A 20,329-nucleotide genomic window follows, 5' to 3' on the forward strand; every position below is an offset into this window, starting at 1 on the left:
TTAATTATCTATAAACCCATATCGCTCAAACCTGGGTGATCATCAGGTCTTCGCCCCAATGGCCAGTGATAAAGGCGCTCTTTTTCCTGAATAGGGAGGTCATTGATACTTGCAAAACGCCGCTGCATCAATCCTTGAATATTAAACTCCCACAGCTCATTGCCATAGCTGCGAAACCAATGACCGGAATCGTCATGCCATTCATAAGCAAACCGCACAGCCATGCGGTTATTTCGGAACCCCCAGAGTTCTTTAATTAAGCGATAATCCAATTCCCTCGCCCACTTACGTACCAGAAAGGCGCGGATGGCTTCACGACCCACGGGAAATTCTGCTCGATTGCGCCAGACCGTATCTAGCGTATAGGCATTGACGACCCGGCCGGGATCACGGGTATTCCAGAGATCTTCAGCCATGCGTACTTTTTTGACCGCAGACTCTTCTGTAAAAGGCGGTATCAAAGCTGATTCTGACATGGTATGTGCACTCCAATAGGCATAGCGTTGAACATGTAGACCGATCTGTCTACAACAGCGATTCTAGACAACGCAGAATGATCTGTCTACCATGGAGTGATGAATATCACCGCCGAATCTTCACCTTTACCCCCGCTGAAATCCTCTGCCCGTTTACGCATTCTCAACACCGCGCACTTATTGTTTTATCGTGAGGGCATCCGTGCGACCGGCATCGACCGCATCATCGCCGAGGCAGGCGTGACCAAGGTGACCTTTTATCGACATTTTCCGAGCAAAAACGATCTGATTCTGGCTTTTTTGGATTATCGTCATCTCCTTTGGATGACATGGTTTCAGAATGCTCTGCAAAAGTACGGCAATAATCTTCAATCTATCGCACCAGCTTTGCAGGAATGGTTTGCTGACCCGGCGTTTAGAGGATGCGCTTTTATCAATACACTCGGCGAAATGGGTGATTCTCTGCCTTTCGTTACACAAAAAACCAGGCATCATAAATCTGAGCTAGGCAAAGTCATTGCGAATTTATTACCGGAACATAGTGATAGAGAAGATGTTGCGCGTGCCATAGTTATAGCCATGGACGGCGCTATCATTCGAGCTGCCTGGGGAGAGCCGAGGGAAGCATTACAGGGATTCAATCTGTTGATTCAAGGGATTTGTCCTCACAGGCCGGAATAGCACATGATCCATACATGCCCATTCCAGATTTGCTAACAATCCGAATTACAATGTTTTTACAAAGTGATGCCCCACAATCTGATAACCATTTCGTTCGTAAAACCGACGCGCCGCCTGATTGGTGACATAGGCATCCAGCACCATGATCTCGCAGTGCTGCTGACGGGCGTAATTTTCCACCCAGTTCATCAGTTGTTGTCCGATACCATGGTCCCGATACACCGGGTCCACGACCACATTGTCCACATCAAGATAGCGGCCACACCAAAATCGTGTTCCCAGCCAAATGCCCGCCACACCCACACAGTTATCTGCCATAAAAGCAGCGGCGCATTCATAGCCTTGCCCCGTCATCTCCTGAAGTCGTTGCGCAAGCTGTGCTGGTGACACGGTAGGATTGAGTAGCTGCACCAGCGGCAGAATGGTGGGCAGGTCCTGTTGCCCCAGCAGCCGGATCAGCACTCCGGCAGGTAATTTTCCGCTTTCCAATATGGACTCCTCACTTGGGGTCGTATCATGGCCTTGGAAAATTCCTTTTTGATTAGGCCACTAGCCTCTCTCTTTCTCGTCAGATCCAGCCATTGTAATCCAGAGAACACCAGGAAACCGACAGTAATCTTCATTTATTTCCCACTTGGCTCACAGCAAGTTGATCCCGTCATCCACCATAACCATCTCTCCGGTCAGGTAAGACGATTCGGTCAGCATCTGCGCATTGAGAATCCCATAATCGGCAGAAACAGCAGCAGCGGATTACCGGGTGCCAGCTTAAAGCCGAAATGTCGATAATATTCTGCCGCTTGCTCATCCAGCGCATCGACAAACAACCCGACCCCTCCGGCATCGGCATGGATGCGTTGCGCTCGCGTCATGGCATCAACCAATAACAAATCGCCCAGCCCTTTTCCCTGGTATTGTCGATCTACGGCCAACCGGCCCAGCCGAACACCGGGAATCCGGCGCGGTAGCTTCTTTCGCCAGGGATCGGGCAGATGCCGGTTATCGAGTTCTCGGCCAAGGTCAATGCGCAGTACTTGCAAATCCGGATTGGCTTGCCTTATTCGTTAGGGCTTGGCATTAGTGTGGCTGATTGCTACATGTTCGACCAACTCCTCGTTAGTGAATGCAGAAATCATTGCACGGTAAACCTGTTCTGTAACGGACGGGTTTGCGCCCAATTCTCGCGATAGCGACGTGACCTTGGCAATGACTTGTTCGACGCGCTGAGGCGCCTTCACGTCGTCCGTGGTTTTCTTGAAACGAGCCGCTTGCTGCACATAGCCTCCGCGTTCAGCCAGAAGGGTAACAATCTGACGGTCGATGCGGTCAATGTTTGTTCGGACTTCTTCGATGGAATTGCAATCAACTACGTTGTTCAAAATGACCTCCTTTTGCATACCCTAAAAAATGATCATCCATCCTGACCTCGATAAACCATTTTGGCTGCATGGCAGCAAAATTTTGCCGGATCCTGTACTACTGGTTTGCGCACTGACTTCCCCCTGCGGTAGAACGGAAACGATTTCGGCTTGAATTATCCGTTATGTCTTATCGTTAGCTTTGTGCTGCCCCTTGCTTTTTCGGTAGCTCCGGGTTCATAAAGTCCCAAGGTGCAGCACTACCTACATGGAAATCCAACTTTGGAACATAATTCGATGCGTCATTTAAAGTGCCAGCCTTTATGCCCAGCATTCCTGGCATATGGCTGAACTGAGCAAACAATTGAGAACCACAATTGGGGCAGAAACCTCTTTTGTGCATATTTCCGCTGTCTGCCTGAGACGTGAAATACTTTACCTCACCGGAAACAACCACCTCTTTTTCAGGAAAAATCATCGCCGGAATGAATGCACTGCCTGACGACCTTTGACAGTCCTTGCAATGACAATTTCCAGTAAACACAGGCTCAATTTCCACTGAATAGCGGATTTCCCCACAAAGGCATTGCCCAGAATATTTTGCGTTCATATAAGACACCTATCTGATAATGGATATATAATGCGGAGGTTACCGATGCAGTGCGACCGAGGAGGGTAAGGATGAGCGGCAGGTTAGCTTTTGCGCTTTTCAGCACGCTTTAACCCTTGCAGGGTGTTTGGCAGCCCCTTGTGCATCTGGGAATCAATAAGTCGACCAAACAATGGTGCGAGAAGTCCGTCGAATGTTACTCTATGCACGACCTTTGTATTTTCAGAACTACCAGAAAGCGCATGGTGCACATAGGGAGTTTGCTTTTTTTACGGTGAACGAACGATTGGGCACGACTTCGGTGAATGTGATATTCACCCTTGGCCCTTTTGATGGCTCAAGTGTTCCCCTGGCACCAGAAACAAAAGCACCATCAATCGACGATGCCTTCACGTCTGGATCCCAAAATGGCCATCCTGTCACATTGGCGTAAAGGGCAAAGACTTTTTCGACGGGCGCGGAAATGATGATCTGTTCTTCAAACTGCATCTGTGATTCCTTTTCAGAAAACCCACACACTCAATCCAGTAAGCATGAAGTACACGGTAGCCTATTCCAACAACCGCTGCCAAGTCTACCGCCGACTATCAGGGTTTAACGGCGGTAGGGCAGCGGAAGCAGGCCTTCCGCCCAGCTTGAGGACGATGAATATCGGTCAAAGGAGGTAGGATATCCGATGTTAACGGAAATAGTCGCTTCATGGTTTAAGGCTAAAAGTTGCAGCCAATCATCTAGTCGAGTTCTGTCGCTTCAAGCGGTTTTCGCCTCAGTGGGCATTCGTTCATGGCACGTCATAAAGCTTATAAAGCTCTGGGATTCGAATCTCTCCCACCATGAAAGTAGTCGCAGCACCTGTGAGGGTTACGCGATCACGTTCAACACCACAATGAATTTCACCGCCACGCGGAGAAACCTGCCGCGCGCGGAGCATGGTTTTCCCCAGCCTTTCTGCCCAATACGGGGCAAGTGCCGTGTAGGCCGAGCCGGTAACCGGGTCTTCGGGAACCCCGACTTTCGGTCCGAAGAAGCGCGCGACAAAATCGCAGTCTTTCCCCGGAGCGGTAATCGCTACCCCACGCAGATCCAGTCTCTGCAGCACGGACATATCAGGATGGATGGCGCGAATCTGCGCTTCATCGCGAAAAAGCACGACATAGTCGTCGCCCGCCAGCACTGCGAGGGGCTTTTGTCCTAGCGCATTTTCCATCAACGGGGGAATTTCCACTGGATGCAAGGGCCGCAGCGGGAAATCCATGGAGAGCTGCCCTTCAGGCATTTTTTTGACTCGCAATATGCCACTACGCGTCTCAAAGGCAATCTCGTCTCCCGAAAATCCGCGCTCCTGAAAAAGCACATGCGCGGTTGCCAGGGTGGCATGACCACACAAATCCACTTCAACCACTGGTGTGAACCAGCGTAAATGGAAAGTACCGGGGTTTTTCGCCGGGACATAAAAGGCGGTCTCGGAGAGATGGTTCTCTTCGGCAATGGCTTGCATGATCGCATCGGGAAGCCATTGGTCCAGAGGAACAACAGCCGCCGGATTGCCGGAAAAAACCTGGTGACTAAAAGCATCGACCTGGTACTGCATCAGCTTCATGACATTCACCTTCTGAGGAATCGCATCATTTGTACCTCGCCCACATAATCTGCGTCCATGCGAACAGCCTCTGGCTCCAATGCGAAATCCACAAAGCCCAGCGATCGATACAGATCTCGCGCCCGCTGGTTTCGCTCCAGAACGGTCAGATGGATGTACCGTAAATCATCGATGCCTTGTGCCCGGGCGAGTACCTCTTGTAACAGCGACTTACCGATACCATGACCGGCCACCTCCGGCGCAACGAACATCCGAAAAAGTAGCGCCTTATGCCGCAACTTCACACCGCGATCCCGCTCCAGACTGACGATCCCGACCAGTGCATTCTTCTCGAAAGCACCGAAGGTAAAGCTGTCTTTCGCTCCTCGCGTGGGGATACCCGTAGGGACATCGTCTTCTACAGCTGTGCGGAAATACTGTGCATGTTGTTGCAAGGCATCCCGCCAAAGCGAACGGTAAGCGGGATCGTCATCCTGCCGCAATTCCCGAACGAGAGGGGTGCGCAGTTCATGCCGTTGGCTCTTGTCATACAGACCAGGCGGGAGTTTCCGCCACGCACCGGCCATCCGTTCATGTTCGGCGTGCAATAGTTCGGTACGGCGCCGGACAAGCTCCCCAATATCCTTGGGAGCATCCTCCGGCCCGCCGGCTTGGAAAGGCGGCTCCGGCGCATATTCCAGGGCAAGCTGAATTTCTTCTGCTGCAGCTTGGCCGCGCAGTGCGGCTACCAGCGTGAGTCCAAAATCTATCCCGGCAGTAACCCCGCCGCCGCTGATCAGATTACCGTCCCGAACCACACGCTCCTTGACGGGTATGGCACCCAATTCGGCGAGGAGATCATGATATCGCCAATGTGTCGTCGCGCGTCGTCCAGTGAGCAATCCAGCCGTACCGAGCAGCAAAGCACCCGTGCACACAGAGGTGACAAATTGCGCCGATATTGCCTGGCACTGCACCCAGGCTTGCACTTCCTGATCCAGAAGCAAGGCGTTGATGCCGACCCCACCGGGTATGCACAGCACATCTACCTGCGGCCCGTCCGCGAGAGTGGTCGTAGGCTCCAGAAGCATTCCCGCAGAACAGGCCACCGGCTCGCGGGTTTTCCAGAACAGATGGACCTTGCCATCCGGTAAGGCGGAAAAAATTTCATATGGCCCCGCCAGATCCAGCAATTGGATACCCGGAAACACCAGAAAACCCACGGTTATCGTCATCGGGGTTAGCTCCTTTTGCCGCCCTTGAGGCTGCTGTCCAATAATGTATTCAGCCATCGTCCCAGAAACGGGCTGGTTGTGCTGCTCCAGGTGCGTGATGACGCTGTCGCGGTTGCAAAGCGGCTGGTTCTGGCTGACCTTCCATTTGCCTTGCCAACGGGAGACGGGAATTTCTATGCCCACCACCTGCTGAATGAGTCTTTCCGTAAAGTCCTGGGGGGCATCATCCACCTGCCAGGGCAAAGAGAAGTCCTGCTCCTGTTGCGCCGTCAGCGCGACCATCTGTTGTCGTATCCAGGCGGGGTCATCGCGGATTTGCAAAGGACCATAGGCATGGACCACGACATAGTTCCAGGTCGGCACCACCTTGCCGGTTTCCGCCTTGGTCGCGTACCAGGAAGGGCTGATGTAGTGTTGCGGCCCCTGAAAGATGACCAGCACCTCAGCATTCACAGGTACTTCTTGCCACAATGGATTGGCGCGCGCCACATGGCCCTGCAGCACCGGTTGCGGTGCTTCGCCGGGTGCGAGGTACAAGGGAATATGATTTGCCTCCAGACCGTTTACGCCCATACTGACCAGTGTTGCGAGGGGATAACGCTGAATCAGTGCCCGCAGGATTTCCGGGCGATTTTCCGCAAAGGACTCAGGACAATACACGTGTGGCCTCCGGTCATTTCCGTGTGGATTCGCGCAATACAAGGATATCTGCCATATCCACCAGATTCCATTCCCCATTATTACGGTACAGGCGTTTATGTTGATTCGGGTAATCCGTGACGTCTTGATCCAGGCGCTGACCGATGACGAGACACTCCAATGTTTCCGTTCCATCGTTGCTGATGCTGTGCGCGGCTGCATGGCAAGGAAAACCGACGAAATCACCTGGGGCGATGGGATACTGATCCTCTCCCATGGTGAGCATGCCCTTACCAGACAGCACGTACACGGCTTCTTCTTCATAATGATGCAGGTGGTACTCGGTACTCTCTTTGCCCGGCTCGATCCGGATGAGATGTATACCCATATGCCGAAGGCCTACGGCATCGCCCAGCGACTTATTGATACGGACGGCATTGGGGTTGAGAAAATGGACCTTCTGTTCACCCTTTATCTGCCGGATTTCCTGCGCGGTGAGCAGCAGTTTTCGGGTATTCATGTCGATACTCCTCCTGGGAAATGTCCGCATCTGCGTTGCCAATATGGTCATTTATCTCTGCACGGTTCTTCAATGCCTGATTCATGGCATGAAAACCCGCTTTTGTCGCTGCTTCCATGCTGGATAGGAACATGCCCACCAGAATGCCCGAGAATTGCTCTCCCTGGGTAAAGCGCGTATGCCCATTACCGATCATGGTGAGCTGAAAGTAGTGTTCGCCGTCAAAGATACCCGGAAACCCCAGGTGGCCGAGCCAGCATAGTTCTTGTTGATCCGTTGCCCTCAGCACCTTCGGGCGGAAGGTCATGACTCGCCGCCCCTCTGGCTGAATGGTTGCACGCAATTTTTCTCCCGGTTTTGGCACTCCGGAAAGCGAGCGAATGAAGGGATTCCATTGCGGGTAGGTGGAGAAATCCAGGAGGATGGACCACACACGCTCCGGTGATGCCGCAATATCAATCTGTGTCACAATCTGATGCATGGTTATCCTTCATGATTTGGCCGTTGCTCAAACAAGATTCATCCCACCGTCCACCATAATCACTTCTCCGGTCAGATAAGTCGATTCGGTCAGCATCACATCAGGGCGATATCGGCAATATCCTGCGGGCTGGCGCTGCGACGCATAAAGTCGTGATGCGCTTGGCATTGGTTGCCGTTTTCGTCGTGCTGTTCCTTGCCGCCACCGATGGGACGGTCATGAGTACCCTGCCACCGATCATTGCCAAAGATCTGGGCCAGCGTGGGGCAAGGCGCGGGAGCGGGCATGATCATCGTCCTTTCCTATACGTTGCTTGCCCCCTCTTCGGTTCTGCGGAGCGAGGTCGAATGCAAGGGATGCTCAGCGGCGTCTGGGGGCTGGCCGCGATTTTTGGTCCCCTGGTCGGGGCCGCTCTCAATGCGACGCTCGGTTGGTGCTGGGTGTTCTGGATCAATCTGCCCATCGGTCTGGTCGCTTTGATCCTGCTGTCCCGTGCCAGGGACGTCGGCAAGGGACGCACCGGGGTGCGCATCTTTCCGCTAGCGCAAGCGATCCAATTGCTGCCCAAACCTGGGCGCCGCGTTCGGTGTCAATGCCCTGGCTGCCGTCCAGATCCATGGTGGGGAAGGCGCGGGTTCATTTACTGCCAGTTTTACCGTACCGGCCGCAACGGCGACCTCAGTCCAGCAAGCGCATCTGGCCCAAATGGCTGGGTGACTCCTCCTCCGCCTGCAAAGCACTGACGGTCACTCCCAACAAACGGACGGAAACGTGGGATTCGACGGGAATGGCGTTATCCAGCAACCCAGGCAAGCAGGCAGCGATGGTCTCCGGGCGCCAGATCGACTGCGAAAAGGTGTATGCGCGGGTGACTGTCCTAAAATCGGCAAAACGGACCTTGATGCCCGCCGTCCGTCCTGCCAGCCCTTGCGCCTGGAGCCGGGCGGATACCCGCTCCGCCATGTCCTGCAGGGTGGCCAGCAGGAGGTGCCGGTCTTCCAGATTCTCGGGAAAGGTCCGTTCGACGCCCACCGACTTCCTGGCTCGACTCGGTTGCACCGGGCGATGGTCCCTCCCTCGGGCAATCTCGGCAAACCAGGCACCGGCCTTGCCGAATTGGGCAATCAAGGTTTCCCGTGGGGTATTGCGCAGATCCAGCACCGTATGAATTCCCATGGTCGAGAGTTTTCTCACGGTGGCGGGGCCCACCCCATGGAGCTTGCCGACGGGCAGCGGAGATAGAAAGGTCAGACCCTTTTCGGGGGGAATCACAAAGAGTCCGTCCGGCTTGCGCCAATCGGACGCCAGCTTGGCCAGCAATTTGTTGTAGGATACCCCCGCCGAAATGGTCAGGCCCGTTTCCTGCCGGACCGCGGCCCGAATCTCCCGAGCGATCTGGACGGCCAGAACGCCGTTGGCGGTGGCCGCCGTGACATCCAGAAACGCTTCGTCCAGCGACAGGGGTTCCACGAGGGGGGTATAGCGGCGCAGGATGGTCATGACCTGACGGGAACTGTCTCGGTATGCCTCCATGCGGGGGCGAAGAAAAATGGCCTGAGGACAGAGGGAACGAGCGCGGGCGGCGGTCATGGCCGAGCGAATGCCATAGCGGCGGGCTTCGTAGCTGCAGGTGGCTACCACCCCGCGACCGGCAGGGTCGCCGCCGACGATGACGGGTTTGCCGCGCAGTTCGGGATGGTCCCGTTGCTCCACGGCGGCAAAGAAGGCATCCAGGTCCACATGGATGATCTTGCGCAGATCGGCCATGGGCTCCATCAGCAGGTTCGACCAAAAGCTGCCCTCTCCATGATCGACAGTGTATCAGAGCCCGACCGGAGAAGAAGAGGAATTCTGGGGGATGGTAACCGGTTCATTGGGACAATGGCACGAAGGTGAAGGAGAGCAGCAGAATGGCTGCTTGACGGGAAGGCCAAACCCGTTCAACGTGAACAACTTGGGACAGATTGAGGGACCTGTGGGTATAACCGCTTGGCATACCGGAACCGTTCCCGGCCCTGCCTATCACAGGCCTATCCATCCTCTGGATGCATGGGCGGCACTGAAAGGTTGTGCGCGCAAGCGGTCAGGAGTGTTGCCCATGAATCAAATCCATATCCAATATCACCAAACAAAAATCGGGGAACTCATACTGGGCTCTTTTGATGATCGGCTATGCTTGCTGGATTACCGATACAGAAAAATGAGAACTACTGTTGATAAGCGGATAAAGACCGGTCTTACAGCCGATTTCGTGGAACACGACGATGCGACGCTGACAGCCGCAAGAGAGCAACTGGATGAATATCTGAAGGGAAGCAGAAGGGAATTTGACATTCCGTTATTGATGGTGGGGACCGATTTTCAGAAGGCCGTTTGGATTGCGCTGATGAAAATACCCTATGGTTCCACCGCAAGCTATTTGGAACTTGCAGACGCCATAGGAAATGCCAAGGCAGTGCGTGCCGTCGCCAGTGCCAATGGCGCCAATGCCATGGCCATTGCAATCCCCTGTCATCGAATCCTGGAAAGTAACGGAGACCTGGGGGGCTATGGCGGGGGAATATCCATTAAAAAACGTTTACTGAAGCTAGAACAAGGTTGCTCGATATCAACCGTTACGCAGCCAAATTCCGCATAGTATTCCGACTGGAAACCAACTTCGGCAATCTGTCCAGCCAAGCCAGTACATCGTCCCTCTGACAACCTCATCTTTCAATGCCCTCAATCCCAGCTCAATGCCCCCCCGGTTTGATATTCCGTCACCCGGGTTTCAAAAAAGTTTTTTTCCTTTTTGAGGTCCATCATTTCGCTCATCCAGGGGAAGGGGTTTTGCACTCCCGGGTACTGTTGGGGCAGACCTAACTGGACCAGGCGCCGGTTACCGATGAATTTGACGTAGTCCTTGAATATCGGGGCATTGAGACCCAGCACCCCACGGGGCATGGTGTCGTCGGCATAGGCACATTCCAGCTCCACCCCGCGCCGGATCAGGTCAATCATTTCCTGCTGGAAGGCTTCCGTCCACAATTGGGGGTTTTCGACCTTGATCTGATTGGCCATATCCAGACCAAAATTGCAGTGCATGGACTCGTCGCGGAGAATGTACTGGTACTGTTCGGCGGCGCCCACCATCTTGTTCTGCCGGCCCATGGCCAGAATCTGGCTGAAGCCGACATAGAAGAAGGTGCCTTCCATGATGGCCGCAAAAACAATCAGGGAACGCAACAATTTCTGGTCATTTTCCAGGGTGCCCGTCTTGAAGTGGGGGTCCGCCAGAATGTCGATGAAGGGCATGAGAAACTGATCCTTGTCACGTACCGAAGGCACTTCGTGGTACATGTTGAAGATTTCCCCCTCATCCAGGCCAATGGATTCCACAATGTACTGGTAGGCATGGGTATGAATGGCTTCTTCAAAGGCCTGACGGAGCATGTATTGTCGGCATTCCGGCGCGGTGATGTGGCGATAGGTGCCCAGCACGATGTTGTTGGCCGCGAGACTATCGGCGGTGACGAAAAAGCCGAGATTGCGCTTGACGATCCGACGTTCGTCTTCGCTCAGTCCTTTGGGATCTTTCCACAGGGCAATATCCCTGGCCATCTGGATTTCCTGGGGCATCCAGTGGTTGGCGCAGGCCGCCAGATACTTGTCCCAGGCCCACTGATACTTGAAAGGAACCAACTGGTTGACATCGGCACGGCCGTTGATGATGCGCTTGTCCTCGGCCCGCACCCGGGCGAAGCGGATGCTTTCCTCGTCGTGGGAGGATTCCGGCAAATCCTGCAGGGTGCTGCTGCGCAGCGGTTCGGGACGCAAACTGTTTTCAAAATTCAACATGACGGTACATTCTCCTCTGCTTAATTATTGGCAGGCTTCACAGGTGGGATCGTCAATGGCACAGGCCTTGGGCTGATGGCCGGGCACGGCGTTGAGAGTGCCTGTTTGTACAGTAGATTTTTCCGCTGCCGTAGCGCCCAGCGAACGGAGGTAATAAGTGGTCTTCAGGCCGCGCTTCCAGGCCAGACGATAGGTTTCGTCAATTTTCTTGCCGGAGGGCTGACCAAAATACAGATTCAGGCTTTGCGCCTGGTCCAGCCATTTCTGCCGGCGTGCCGCCGCTTCCACCAGCCATTCCGGGTCCGTTTCAAAGGCGTTGGCATACAGGGGCTTGAGCGCGGCGGGAATGCGATCCACCGGCATGACGGAGCCGTCAAAGTACTTGAGATCATTGACCATGACTTCATCCCAGAGGCCCAGACGTTTGAGGTCACGCACCAGATAGCCGTTTACCACCGTAAATTCGCCGGAAAGATTGGATTTGACGTACAGGTTTTGATAAATGGGTTCAATGCCTTGACTGACGCCGACAATGTTGGAAATGGTTGCCGTGGGCGCGATGGCCAGACAGTTGCTGTTACGGATGCCCTTGCGAACCTTGTTGCGCAGCACAGTCCAGTCGAGGCGGTAGCTGCGATCCACATCCACGCCGTGCTCACGGCTGGCGGCGAGCACTTCAATGCTGTCGATGGGTAATATCCCCTGACTCCAGAGAGATCCCTGAAAACTGGGATAACTGCCACGTTCCTGGGCCAGATCGGCCGATGCGTCCAGGGCGTGGTACGAAATCACTTCCTGGCTGATATCGGCAAATGCCACAGCGGCCGCCGAGGCGTAAGGTATCCGCATTTCCAGCAGGGCGTCGGAAAAGCCCATCAAGCCGAGGCCCACCGGACGATGACGCAGGTTGCTGTTACGGGCCTTGCTGACGGCGTAGTAGTTCATGTCAATGACATTGTCGAGCATGCGCATGGCAATCCGGATGGTCCGGCCAAGCTTGTCCGTATCCAGCAGTGCCAGCAGGTCTTCCGGCGTGCTTTCCGTGCGCAGGGCGGGAGAATCAGCCAAGGCAGCGCTTTTCAGGTGGGCAAGCAAGTTGACGGATCCTAGGTTGCAAACGGCAATTTCCTTGTCATTGGTGTTGAGGGTGATTTCCGTACAGAGGTTGGAACTGTGTACGACACCCACATGTTGTTGGGGGCTGCGCAGATTGCAGGGATCCTTGAAGGTAATCCAGGGATGCCCGGTTTCAAACAGCATGGTCAACATTTTACGCCAGAGCTGAATGGCCGGAATTTTTTTGTACAGCTCGATTTCGCCGGCATCCGCCAAACGCTCATAATGTTCGTAGCGCTCCCGGAATGCGGTGCCCGTCAGGTCATGCAGATCTGCCGTTTCATTGGGGCTGAACAGGGTCCAGGTGCCGTTATTTTCCACCCGTTCCATGAACAGGTCGGGAATCCAGTTGGCGGTGTTCATGTCATGGGTACGACGCCGATCATCACCGGTATTTTTGCGCAGTTCGAGAAATTCCTCGATATCCATGTGCCAGGTTTCGAGATAGGCGCAGACCGCGCCCTTGCGCTTGCCGCCCTGATTCACGGCCACGGCGGTGTCATTGACGACCTTGAGGAAGGGAACAACGCCCTGGGATTTGCCGTTGGTGCCCTTGATGAAAGATCCCAGTGCCCGCACCGGGGTCCAGTCATTGCCCAGGCCGCCGCTGAATTTGGAAAGCAGGGCATTTTCCTTGATGGCCTCATAAATGTCGTCCAGATCATCCCCCACGGTGGTCAGGAAACAGCTGGACAATTGCGGGCGCAGGGTACCGGAGTTGAACAGGGTCGGCGTTGAACTGACAAAATCGAAGCTGGAAAGCACTTCATAAAAGGCGATGGCGTGTTTTTCCCGATCGACTTCGTTGATGGCCAGACCCATGGCGACGCGCATCCAGAAGGACTGGGGCAGTTCAATATGGCGACCCCGCACATGCAGGAAATAACGGTCATAGAGAATCTGCAAGCCCAAATACTGAAAATTGAGATCCCGTTCCGGTTTCAGGGCTGCCGTGATGCGCTCCAGATCATATTGCCCCAGACGGGGATCAATCAGTTCATGGGCAATGCCGGTTTGCAGATAGTCCCGAAAGTATTCGGGATAGCGCAGGGTCATTTCTGCCTGGGTGGCTGCTTCACCCAGTACTTCCCAGCGTACCCGATCCAGCAGCAGGCGCGCAGAAACATAAGCGTAGGCAGGGTCACGCTCGATCATTACCCGGCTTGCCAGAATCGGCGCCTGAAAGAGTTCGTCCTCGCTGATGCCGTCGTAGAGATTTTTGCTGGTGTTGCTCAGTAGCGTATCCACGGAGACGGCCTCGCCGAGACCGCTGCAGGCTTCTTCAATCACTGCCCGCAGGCGCTGCATATCAAGAAAGCGTTGGCTGCCATCAGGATGCTTCACCTGGATTTGCGGGAGGTCGGTCAGGAGTGTGGCGGCGTTCTGTTGGCGACGCTCACGGGCGCGCTCTTCACGATACAGCACGTAGGCCCGGGCTACTTCATGTTCACCGGCCCGCATCAAGGCCAGTTCTACCTGATCCTGAATGTCTTCAATATGAAAGGTGCCGCCACCGGGCTGGCGCCTTTGCAAGGCCTCGATGACTTGTCCGGTCAGGCGAGTGACCAGATCACGCACCCGGGCGCTGGCGGCGCCACTGCCTCCTTCCACGGCCAGAAAGGCTTTGGTCATGGCGATATGGATTTTGCTGGCATCAAACGGGACCACCGCGTTGTTGCGACGGATCACCTTGTAGTGGCTGGCTTCTGATGGATCGTATGCGGGATTGCTGACGACGGTTTGAGCGGCAGGATTGGGCATGTTTGAGACTCCGAATCAGGGCGAAAGGGCCAGGAAAGAGCGGCGTGTAGGTCACGCGACGGGCACCCGGGAAAACAATTGCTTGCCAGACGCCTCATTCACTAAATATAGTCCCACTAAAGCGGTTGTCAACTACATATTGTGGATGAAGGCGTGGATAACTGCGTGACAAGATGTGGATAAGGGAGCCAGTGCAATCATTTTTCAAGGGTTTCGGAATATTTCGGAAGTAAAATTGTATGACGATAAAACTGGACTTGTTCTAAACCGCTTCTTGGGCGCATACTGATGCCATGGACACGCAAGGAAGGATCATTATGAAGGCTTCAACCCTGGATATAGCACGCGCCACTTTATTTGCTCCCGGCGGCATCAGCGAAGGGGAGTTGGAAAAGGTGTTTGGCAGATTGTCGCACCGGGCGCTGGATGATGCGGACCTGTATTTTCAGTACAGCCGCAGCGAAGGTTTCAGCCTGGAAGAAGGTGTGGTCAAAAGTGGCAGTCATGCCATCGAGCAGGGTGTGGGAGTGCGCGCCATCAATGGTGAGCGACAGGGGCTGGCGTATTCCGATGAGATTGCCGTGGATGCCTTGCTGACAGCTGCAGATGCAGCCCGTGCCATTGTCCACCAAGCGGGAGAAAACCGGGGCATGGTCTGGCAGCGGCGCCAGGGATTATCTCTTTATCGACCCACCGACCCATTGGCCTCCATTCCCAATGAAGAAAAAATTGCCTTGCTGGAACGGGTAGAGCGGACGGCGCGGGCCGTTGATCCGCGGATTGTTCAAGTGATGGCCAGTCTCAGTGCCAAGTTCGAGGTGGTACTGGTGGCGCGGCTGGATGGCAGTATGGCGGCAGATGTGCGTCCTTTGGTGCGACTGCAAGTTTCGGTCATTGCCGAGCAGGGGGGGAGACGGGAGCAGGGTAGTGCGGGCGGTGGTGGTCGCTTTGACTATCAAAACTTCCTGGAAGGGCAGATGGCCGAAGATTTTGCCCAGGAAGCAGCCCGGCAGGCACTGGTCAATCTGGAGGCTGAAGCGGCACCGGCCGGCAGCATGGATGTGGTACTGGGTCCGGGTTGGCCGGGAATCCTCCTGCATGAAGCCATCGGACATGGTTTGGAAGGCGATTTCAATCGCAAGGGGACCAGCGCCTTCAGCGGTCGGGTCGGCGAGCGGGTTGCGGCTCCGGGGGTGACGGTGGTGGACGATGGTACCCTGGAAAACCGCCGGGGCAGTCTCAATGTGGACGACGAAGGTACGCCAACCCAGTGCACCACCCTGATCGAAGATGGCATTCTCAAGGGCTATCTGCAGGACACCCTCAACGCCCGCCTGACCGGTACCCGTTCGACGGGGAATGGTCGCCGGGAGTCCTATGCCCACCTGCCCATGCCCCGGATGACCAATACTTACATGCGTGCGGGTAATAGCGATCCCCGGGAAATCATTGCCAGCGTGCGACGTGGCCTGTATGCGGTGAATTTTGGTGGCGGCCAGGTGGATATTACCAACGGCAAATTCGTATTTTCCGCTTCGGAAGCCTATCTGATTGAAAATGGTAAGATAACCAGGCCGGTAAAAGGCGCGACCTTGATTGGTAATGGTCCGGATGTGCTGACCAGGGTTGAAATGATCGGCAACGATCTCCAATTAGATACAGGTGTAGGTACCTGTGGCAAGGATGGTCAGAGTGTACCGGTGGGTGTCGGTCAGCCTACTCTCAAAATACACGATCTGACGGTCGGAGGAACCCAGGGTTGAAAAAAATATTATTGTCAGTGGCCTTACAGAGGGCTAACATCAAAAAACCTGTCCTTCTTGCAATTGGATCAAAATTCTCCCTTGCGGGGGTAACTTATGAATAATGTCTTGAAAAACGTGTTGTTGTGGGTGGCCATAGGGGTCATTCTGATGCTGGTGTTCCAGAACCTCAATACGAGCAGTCCAACGCCGGCTCAGGCTATGAACTTTTCCACCTTTGTGAACAGTATCAAGCAAGGGCAAGTTGCCGATGTGACTATTGATGCCAATCATGTCACGGGAAGCCTCAGTTCGGGACAAAAGTTCAGTGTGTATACGCCGACCAATGATACTCAACTGATACCCCAGTTACTGGCCGCAGGCGTGAAAATCAATGTCAAACCCCCGGCAGGACAATCCATTCTCCTGTCTATCCTGATTTCCTGGTTCCCCATGCTGCTCCTCATTGGCGTCTGGATTTTTTTCATGCGGCAGATGGGCGGTGGTGGTGCGGGTGGTCGTGGCGCCATGACCTTTGGTCGCAGCAAGGCCCGGATGCTCACCGAAGAAAACAACAAGGTGACCTTTGCGGATGTCGCCGGTGTTGAAGAAGCCAAGGAAGAACTGGCGGAAATTGTCGAATTCCTGCGTGATCCCCAGAAGTTTCAGCGCCTCGGCGGACGTATTCCCAAGGGTGTACTGCTGATGGGTTCGCCGGGTGCGGGTAAAACCTTGTTGGCGCGGGCCATTGCCGGCGAAGCCCGGGTGCCTTTCTTCTCCATTTCCGGTTCCGATTTTGTGGAAATGTTCGTGGGTGTCGGTGCCTCCCGGGTTCGGGACATGTTCGAGCAGGCGAAAAAACATGCCCCCTGCATCATTTTCATCGACGAGATTGATGCGGTGGGACGTCAGCGTGGGGCTGGCCTGGGCGGTGGCAATGATGAACGTGAGCAGACCCTCAATCAGTTGCTGGTAGAAATGGATGGTTTTGAAGGTACGGAAGGCGTTATTGTGGTGGCAGCTACCAACCGTCCCGATGTGCTGGATCCGGCCTTGTTGCGCCCCGGTCGTTTTGACCGGCAGGTCACTGTTCCTTTGCCTGACATTCGTGGTCGTGAGCAGATTCTGCAGGTGCACATGCGCAAGGTGCCCATCACTCCCGACGTGGATCCCAAAGTCATTGCCCGGGGTACTCCAGGTTTCTCTGGCGCAGACCTGGCCAACCTGGTCAATGAAGCGGCCTTGATGGCGGCCCGCAAAGGCAAGCGTCTGGTGGACATGTCCGACTTTGAAAATGCCAAGGACAAGGTCATGATGGGCGCTGAGCGTAAGTCGGTAGTCATGAGCGACAAGCAGCGCGAAACGACGGCCTACCATGAATCTGGTCATACGGTGGTGGCCAAGTTGCTGCCCGGCACCGATCCGGTGCACAAGGTGACCATCATCCCGCGAGGTCGGGCCTTGGGGGTAACCATGCAGTTACCAACGGAAGATCGCTTCAACTATGAGCGGCAGGAAATCCTCAATAACATTTCCATCCTGATGGGTGGGCGTATTGCCGAAGAAGTCTTCCTGAATCAGATGACGACCGGTGCAGGCAATGACATCGAACGCGCCACCGACCTGGCCCGGAAAATGGTGACCCAGTGGGGTATGTCCAGCATCGGTCCCATGGTGATTGGCGAAAAGGAAGAAGAGGTTTTCATTGGGCGGGAAATGACCAAGCACAGTAATATTTCCGAACAAACGGCCATGACGGTGGACGGGGAAATCCGCAACATCATTCGTGAACGTTATGATATTGCCCGCAAGCTTATCGAGGAAAATCGCGATAAAGTGGAGGCCATGGCCCGGGCTTTGTTGAAATATGAGACCCTGGATGCCAACCAGGTAAGCGACATCATGGCCGGGCGTGATCCCCGTCCGCCAGTGGAAGGCGCAGGTAGCTATCCCAGCATGCCTTCTGACGGCAACGTGGCGAGTTCGGACAAAACCGGCGGCCAGTCTCTGCCTGGCCTGAATCCTGGAGAGCATCCCGTTTGACCGTAACACTGGACTGCAATGGGCGCCCGCTGTATTTGGGGCGCCCTTGTGTTATGGGGATTTTGAATGTCACCCCTGACTCTTTTTCCGATGGTGGAGCTTTTATCCGTCGGGATCAGGCCGTCATGCGGGCCCACCAGATCTGGGAGGGAGGTGGAGACATCATTGATATCGGCGCTGAATCGACCCGTCCTGGCACCACCGCGGTGTCTGAAAGCGAAGAAATGGAGCGACTTCTTCCTGTCGTTGAAGCGGTTCTGGAAGCGGTACCCTTGCCGGTTTCCATTGACACCTACAAGGCGAGGGTCATGCGCGCGGCCTGGTCTTTGGGCGCTGGCTTGATGAATGATGTGACGGCACTACGGGGTGATCCGGATTCTCTGGCGATGCTCGCGGAATTGCGGATTCCAGCCTGCCTGATGCACATGCGTGGCACCCCGAGCAATATGCAGGCTCATACACACTATACCGACCTGCTTGGCGAGGTGCAGGACTTTTTCAGGGAAAGAATATCGGCTTGTGAAGCAGCCGGTATTCAGCGGGAGCAGTTGCTGCTGGATCCTGGATTGGGTTTTGCCAAGGATCTGCAGGGTAACTGTCTGCTATTACAGAGACTGGAAGATTTGCAGTCCTTGGGATTGCCGATTCTGGTCGGCGCTTCACGGAAAAGCATGATTGGCACGCTGTCAGGGGTCACGGTAGCCGCCCAGCGGCTGGGGGGGAGCATTGCCGCCGCGCTTTGGGCGGTAGCCCGTGGGGCGCAGATACTGCGGGTCCACGATGTGGCGGAAACCGTTCAGGCCATCAGGGTCTGGACAGGAATACAGGAACAGGGCACCGCGGCGCTCTTGAGGACAACACCATGAGTAGAAAGTGGTTTGGTACAGATGGGGTCAGAGGCCGGGTTGGAGATTCGGTCATTCATCCGGAATGGGTATTGAAGCTGGGTTGGGCGGCCGGTCATGTCCTGACTGCCGGGGTTAGCGGACGTCCCCGGGTGGTGATTGGCAAGGATACGCGGCTGTCCGGTTATTTGCTGGAATCCGCACTGGAGTCCGGCCTCGCCAGCGCCGGGGTGGACGTGTTATTGGTCGGACCTCTGCCAACACCGGCCATTGCCTACCTGACCCGTACACTGCGGGCAGATGCCGGCATTGTCATCAGTGCTTCCCATAATCCCTATCAGGATAACGGCATCAAGTTTTTTTCCGGAGATGGCTACAAGTTACCCGATGCCCAGGAGGAGGCCATCGAAGCCTGGATGGATCGGCCCATGCTGGTTTCTGATTCCGAGCAGCTGGGCAAGGCGCGCCGGGTAGACGATGCAGCCGGCCGATATGTGGAATTTTGCAAGACCACCTTCCCGGCCAATCTGGATTTGCGGGGCCTGCACCTGGTTGTGGATTGTGCCCACGGCGCCAATTACAAGGTGGGTCCCATGGTGTTCCGGGAATTGGGCGCAGAGCTGACACTTTTGGGTGCCGAACCCGATGGCATCAACATCAATGCCGGAGTCGGGTCGACCTGCCCGGGAATCCTCCAGGAGACGGTCCGCAGCACCCAGGCAGATCTGGGCATCGCTTTTGATGGAGATGGCGACCGCTTGATTCTGGTGGATGGGCAGGGCGCGGTATTGGATGGTGATGAACTCATCTGGCTGTTGGCCCGCGACATGAAGCAACAGGGTGACTTGTCTGGTGTGGTCGGTACGGTCATGAGCAACCTCGCCCTGGAACAGAGCCTTGCGGATCTGGGGGTGCCCTTTGTGCGCAGTGCCGTAGGCGACCGCTATGTGCTGGAAGCCATGCAGCAGCATGGTTTTACCTTGGGTGGGGAATCTTCGGGACATATTATTACGCCCGCCAATACGACGGGGGATGCCATTCTCGCCGCCTTGCGGGTATTGGCCATTATGCGCAGACAGCACAAAAGTCTGGCAGATCTGCGGGAAGGCTATCAGCCTTATCCCCAGGTGTTGATCGGGGTCCGATTGGCAGATGCGCGACGTTTGCTGGACAATCCAGTAGCCCGACGTGGGATTGAGGCGGCGGAACATGATCTGGGCGGCCAAGGCCGCCTCTTGGTCCGGCCATCGGGGACAGAACCCCTGCTGCGCATCATGGTGGAGGCGAAATCGGCGGAACTGGCAGGCCGAGTTGCCCAAACGCTGGCGGCAGAACTGGAAGTCCTGGCAGCAGGATTATCCAGCTAGAAAATGGATGCCATCAAAATTGACCACTGCCCAGCGAGT

21 protein-coding genes are annotated in these 20,329 nt (G+C 55.2%); 7 read left to right on the forward strand and 14 right to left on the reverse strand.

The annotated features are described in order from the left end of the window. Positions 1-8 precede the first annotated feature (8 nt). Positions 9-476, reverse strand: a complete 468-nt coding sequence (locus ACJU26_RS02210; protein WP_414040935.1) for a DUF1348 family protein — start codon at positions 474-476, stop codon at positions 9-11. Positions 477-575: 99 nt separating this feature from the next. Between ACJU26_RS02210 and ACJU26_RS02215 the strand changes: the two genes are divergently transcribed. Then, the gene (locus ACJU26_RS02215) at positions 576-1,157 is read left to right on the forward strand and encodes a TetR/AcrR family transcriptional regulator (protein ID WP_414040936.1); all 582 of its coding nucleotides are present in this window, start codon (positions 576-578) and stop codon (positions 1,155-1,157) included. Between the two features lie 45 nt (positions 1,158-1,202). Here ACJU26_RS02215 and ACJU26_RS02220 read toward each other — a convergent pair whose 3' ends face one another. The 10 genes from ACJU26_RS02220 to ACJU26_RS02265 form a co-directional block, all read right to left on the reverse strand. Beyond that, positions 1,203-1,646, reverse strand: coding sequence for an N-acetyltransferase family protein (locus ACJU26_RS02220; protein ID WP_414040937.1), 444 nt, complete (start codon positions 1,644-1,646; stop codon positions 1,203-1,205). Positions 1,647-1,858: 212 nt separating this feature from the next. Further along, entirely contained in the window at positions 1,859-2,197 is a 339-nt protein-coding gene (locus ACJU26_RS02225; RefSeq protein WP_414040938.1) for a GNAT family N-acetyltransferase, read from the reverse strand. Between the two features lie 24 nt (positions 2,198-2,221). Then, positions 2,222-2,536, reverse strand: a complete 315-nt coding sequence (locus ACJU26_RS02230) for a chorismate mutase (RefSeq protein WP_414040939.1) — start codon at positions 2,534-2,536, stop codon at positions 2,222-2,224. A 175-nt stretch (positions 2,537-2,711) separates the two neighbouring features. Further along, the gene (locus tag ACJU26_RS02235; RefSeq protein ID WP_414040940.1) at positions 2,712-3,125 is read right to left on the reverse strand and encodes a GFA family protein; all 414 of its coding nucleotides are present in this window, start codon (positions 3,123-3,125) and stop codon (positions 2,712-2,714) included. Between the two features lie 228 nt (positions 3,126-3,353). Then, entirely contained in the window at positions 3,354-3,614 is a 261-nt protein-coding gene (locus tag ACJU26_RS02240; protein ID WP_414040941.1) for an SRPBCC family protein, read from the reverse strand. Between the two features lie 292 nt (positions 3,615-3,906). Further along, a complete protein-coding gene (locus tag ACJU26_RS02245) occupies positions 3,907-4,725 on the reverse strand; it encodes a PhzF family phenazine biosynthesis protein (protein WP_414040942.1) in 819 nt (272 codons plus the stop codon). Between the two features lie 5 nt (positions 4,726-4,730). Continuing rightward, positions 4,731-6,599: a GNAT family N-acetyltransferase gene (locus ACJU26_RS02250; RefSeq protein WP_414040943.1), complete on the reverse strand. Its 1,869-nt coding sequence runs from the start codon at positions 6,597-6,599 to the stop codon at positions 4,731-4,733. A gap of 13 nt (positions 6,600-6,612) precedes the next feature. Beyond that, positions 6,613-7,098, reverse strand: coding sequence for a cupin domain-containing protein (locus ACJU26_RS02255; protein ID WP_414040944.1), 486 nt, complete (start codon positions 7,096-7,098; stop codon positions 6,613-6,615). Continuing rightward, positions 7,043-7,579, reverse strand: a complete 537-nt coding sequence (locus ACJU26_RS02260) for an SRPBCC family protein (protein ID WP_414040945.1) — start codon at positions 7,577-7,579, stop codon at positions 7,043-7,045. The genes ACJU26_RS02255 and ACJU26_RS02260 overlap by 56 nt, the downstream gene beginning before the upstream one ends. Positions 7,580-7,674: 95 nt before the next feature. Beyond that, the gene (locus ACJU26_RS02265; protein ID WP_414042003.1) at positions 7,675-7,872 is read right to left on the reverse strand and encodes a hypothetical protein; all 198 of its coding nucleotides are present in this window, start codon (positions 7,870-7,872) and stop codon (positions 7,675-7,677) included. Between ACJU26_RS02265 and ACJU26_RS02270 the strand changes: the two genes are divergently transcribed. After that, positions 7,798-8,322 (forward strand): MFS transporter, encoded by a 525-nt coding sequence (locus ACJU26_RS02270; protein WP_414041908.1) that lies wholly within the window; start codon positions 7,798-7,800, stop codon positions 8,320-8,322. The two genes, ACJU26_RS02265 and ACJU26_RS02270, sit on opposite strands and share 75 nt — an antisense overlap. Here the strand turns inward: ACJU26_RS02270 and dinB are convergent. Then, entirely contained in the window at positions 8,258-9,346 is a 1,089-nt protein-coding gene (gene dinB / locus ACJU26_RS02275; protein WP_414040946.1) for a DNA polymerase IV, read from the reverse strand. The genes ACJU26_RS02270 and dinB overlap by 65 nt on opposite strands. Before the next feature lie 91 nt (positions 9,347-9,437). Between dinB and ACJU26_RS02280 the strand changes: the two genes are divergently transcribed. Then, positions 9,438-10,217, forward strand: a complete 780-nt coding sequence (locus ACJU26_RS02280; protein WP_414040947.1) for a methylated-DNA--[protein]-cysteine S-methyltransferase — start codon at positions 9,438-9,440, stop codon at positions 10,215-10,217. 83 nt (positions 10,218-10,300) lie between these two features. Here ACJU26_RS02280 and ACJU26_RS02285 read toward each other — a convergent pair whose 3' ends face one another. Then, positions 10,301-11,416, reverse strand: a complete 1,116-nt coding sequence (locus ACJU26_RS02285) for a ribonucleotide-diphosphate reductase subunit beta (RefSeq protein WP_414040948.1) — start codon at positions 11,414-11,416, stop codon at positions 10,301-10,303. Positions 11,417-11,440: 24 nt separating this feature from the next. Beyond that, positions 11,441-14,293: a ribonucleoside-diphosphate reductase subunit alpha gene (locus ACJU26_RS02290; RefSeq protein ID WP_414040949.1), complete on the reverse strand. Its 2,853-nt coding sequence runs from the start codon at positions 14,291-14,293 to the stop codon at positions 11,441-11,443. A 317-nt stretch (positions 14,294-14,610) separates the two neighbouring features. Between ACJU26_RS02290 and tldD the strand changes: the two genes are divergently transcribed. The 4 genes from tldD to glmM all read left to right on the forward strand — a co-directional run bounded on the left by tldD (position 14,611) and on the right by glmM (position 20,290). Next, positions 14,611-16,056 (forward strand): metalloprotease TldD, encoded by a 1,446-nt coding sequence (gene tldD, locus ACJU26_RS02295; protein WP_414040950.1) that lies wholly within the window; start codon positions 14,611-14,613, stop codon positions 16,054-16,056. 96 nt (positions 16,057-16,152) lie between these two features. Beyond that, a complete protein-coding gene (gene ftsH / locus ACJU26_RS02300) occupies positions 16,153-18,078 on the forward strand; it encodes an ATP-dependent zinc metalloprotease FtsH (protein ID WP_414040951.1) in 1,926 nt (641 codons plus the stop codon). Positions 18,079-18,131: 53 nt separating this feature from the next. Further along, entirely contained in the window at positions 18,132-18,944 is an 813-nt protein-coding gene (gene folP / locus ACJU26_RS02305; RefSeq protein ID WP_414040952.1) for a dihydropteroate synthase, read from the forward strand. Continuing rightward, complete coding sequence (gene glmM / locus ACJU26_RS02310; RefSeq protein ID WP_414040953.1) at positions 18,941-20,290, forward strand: phosphoglucosamine mutase; 1,350 nt, start codon at positions 18,941-18,943, stop codon at positions 20,288-20,290. The genes folP and glmM overlap by 4 nt, the downstream gene beginning before the upstream one ends. Positions 20,291-20,329: the final 39 nt, after the last annotated feature.

Source organism: Acidithiobacillus sp. M4-SHS-6, assembly GCF_047421495.1.
In the GTDB taxonomy this organism is placed as follows: Bacteria; Pseudomonadota; Gammaproteobacteria; order Acidithiobacillales; family Acidithiobacillaceae; genus Acidithiobacillus.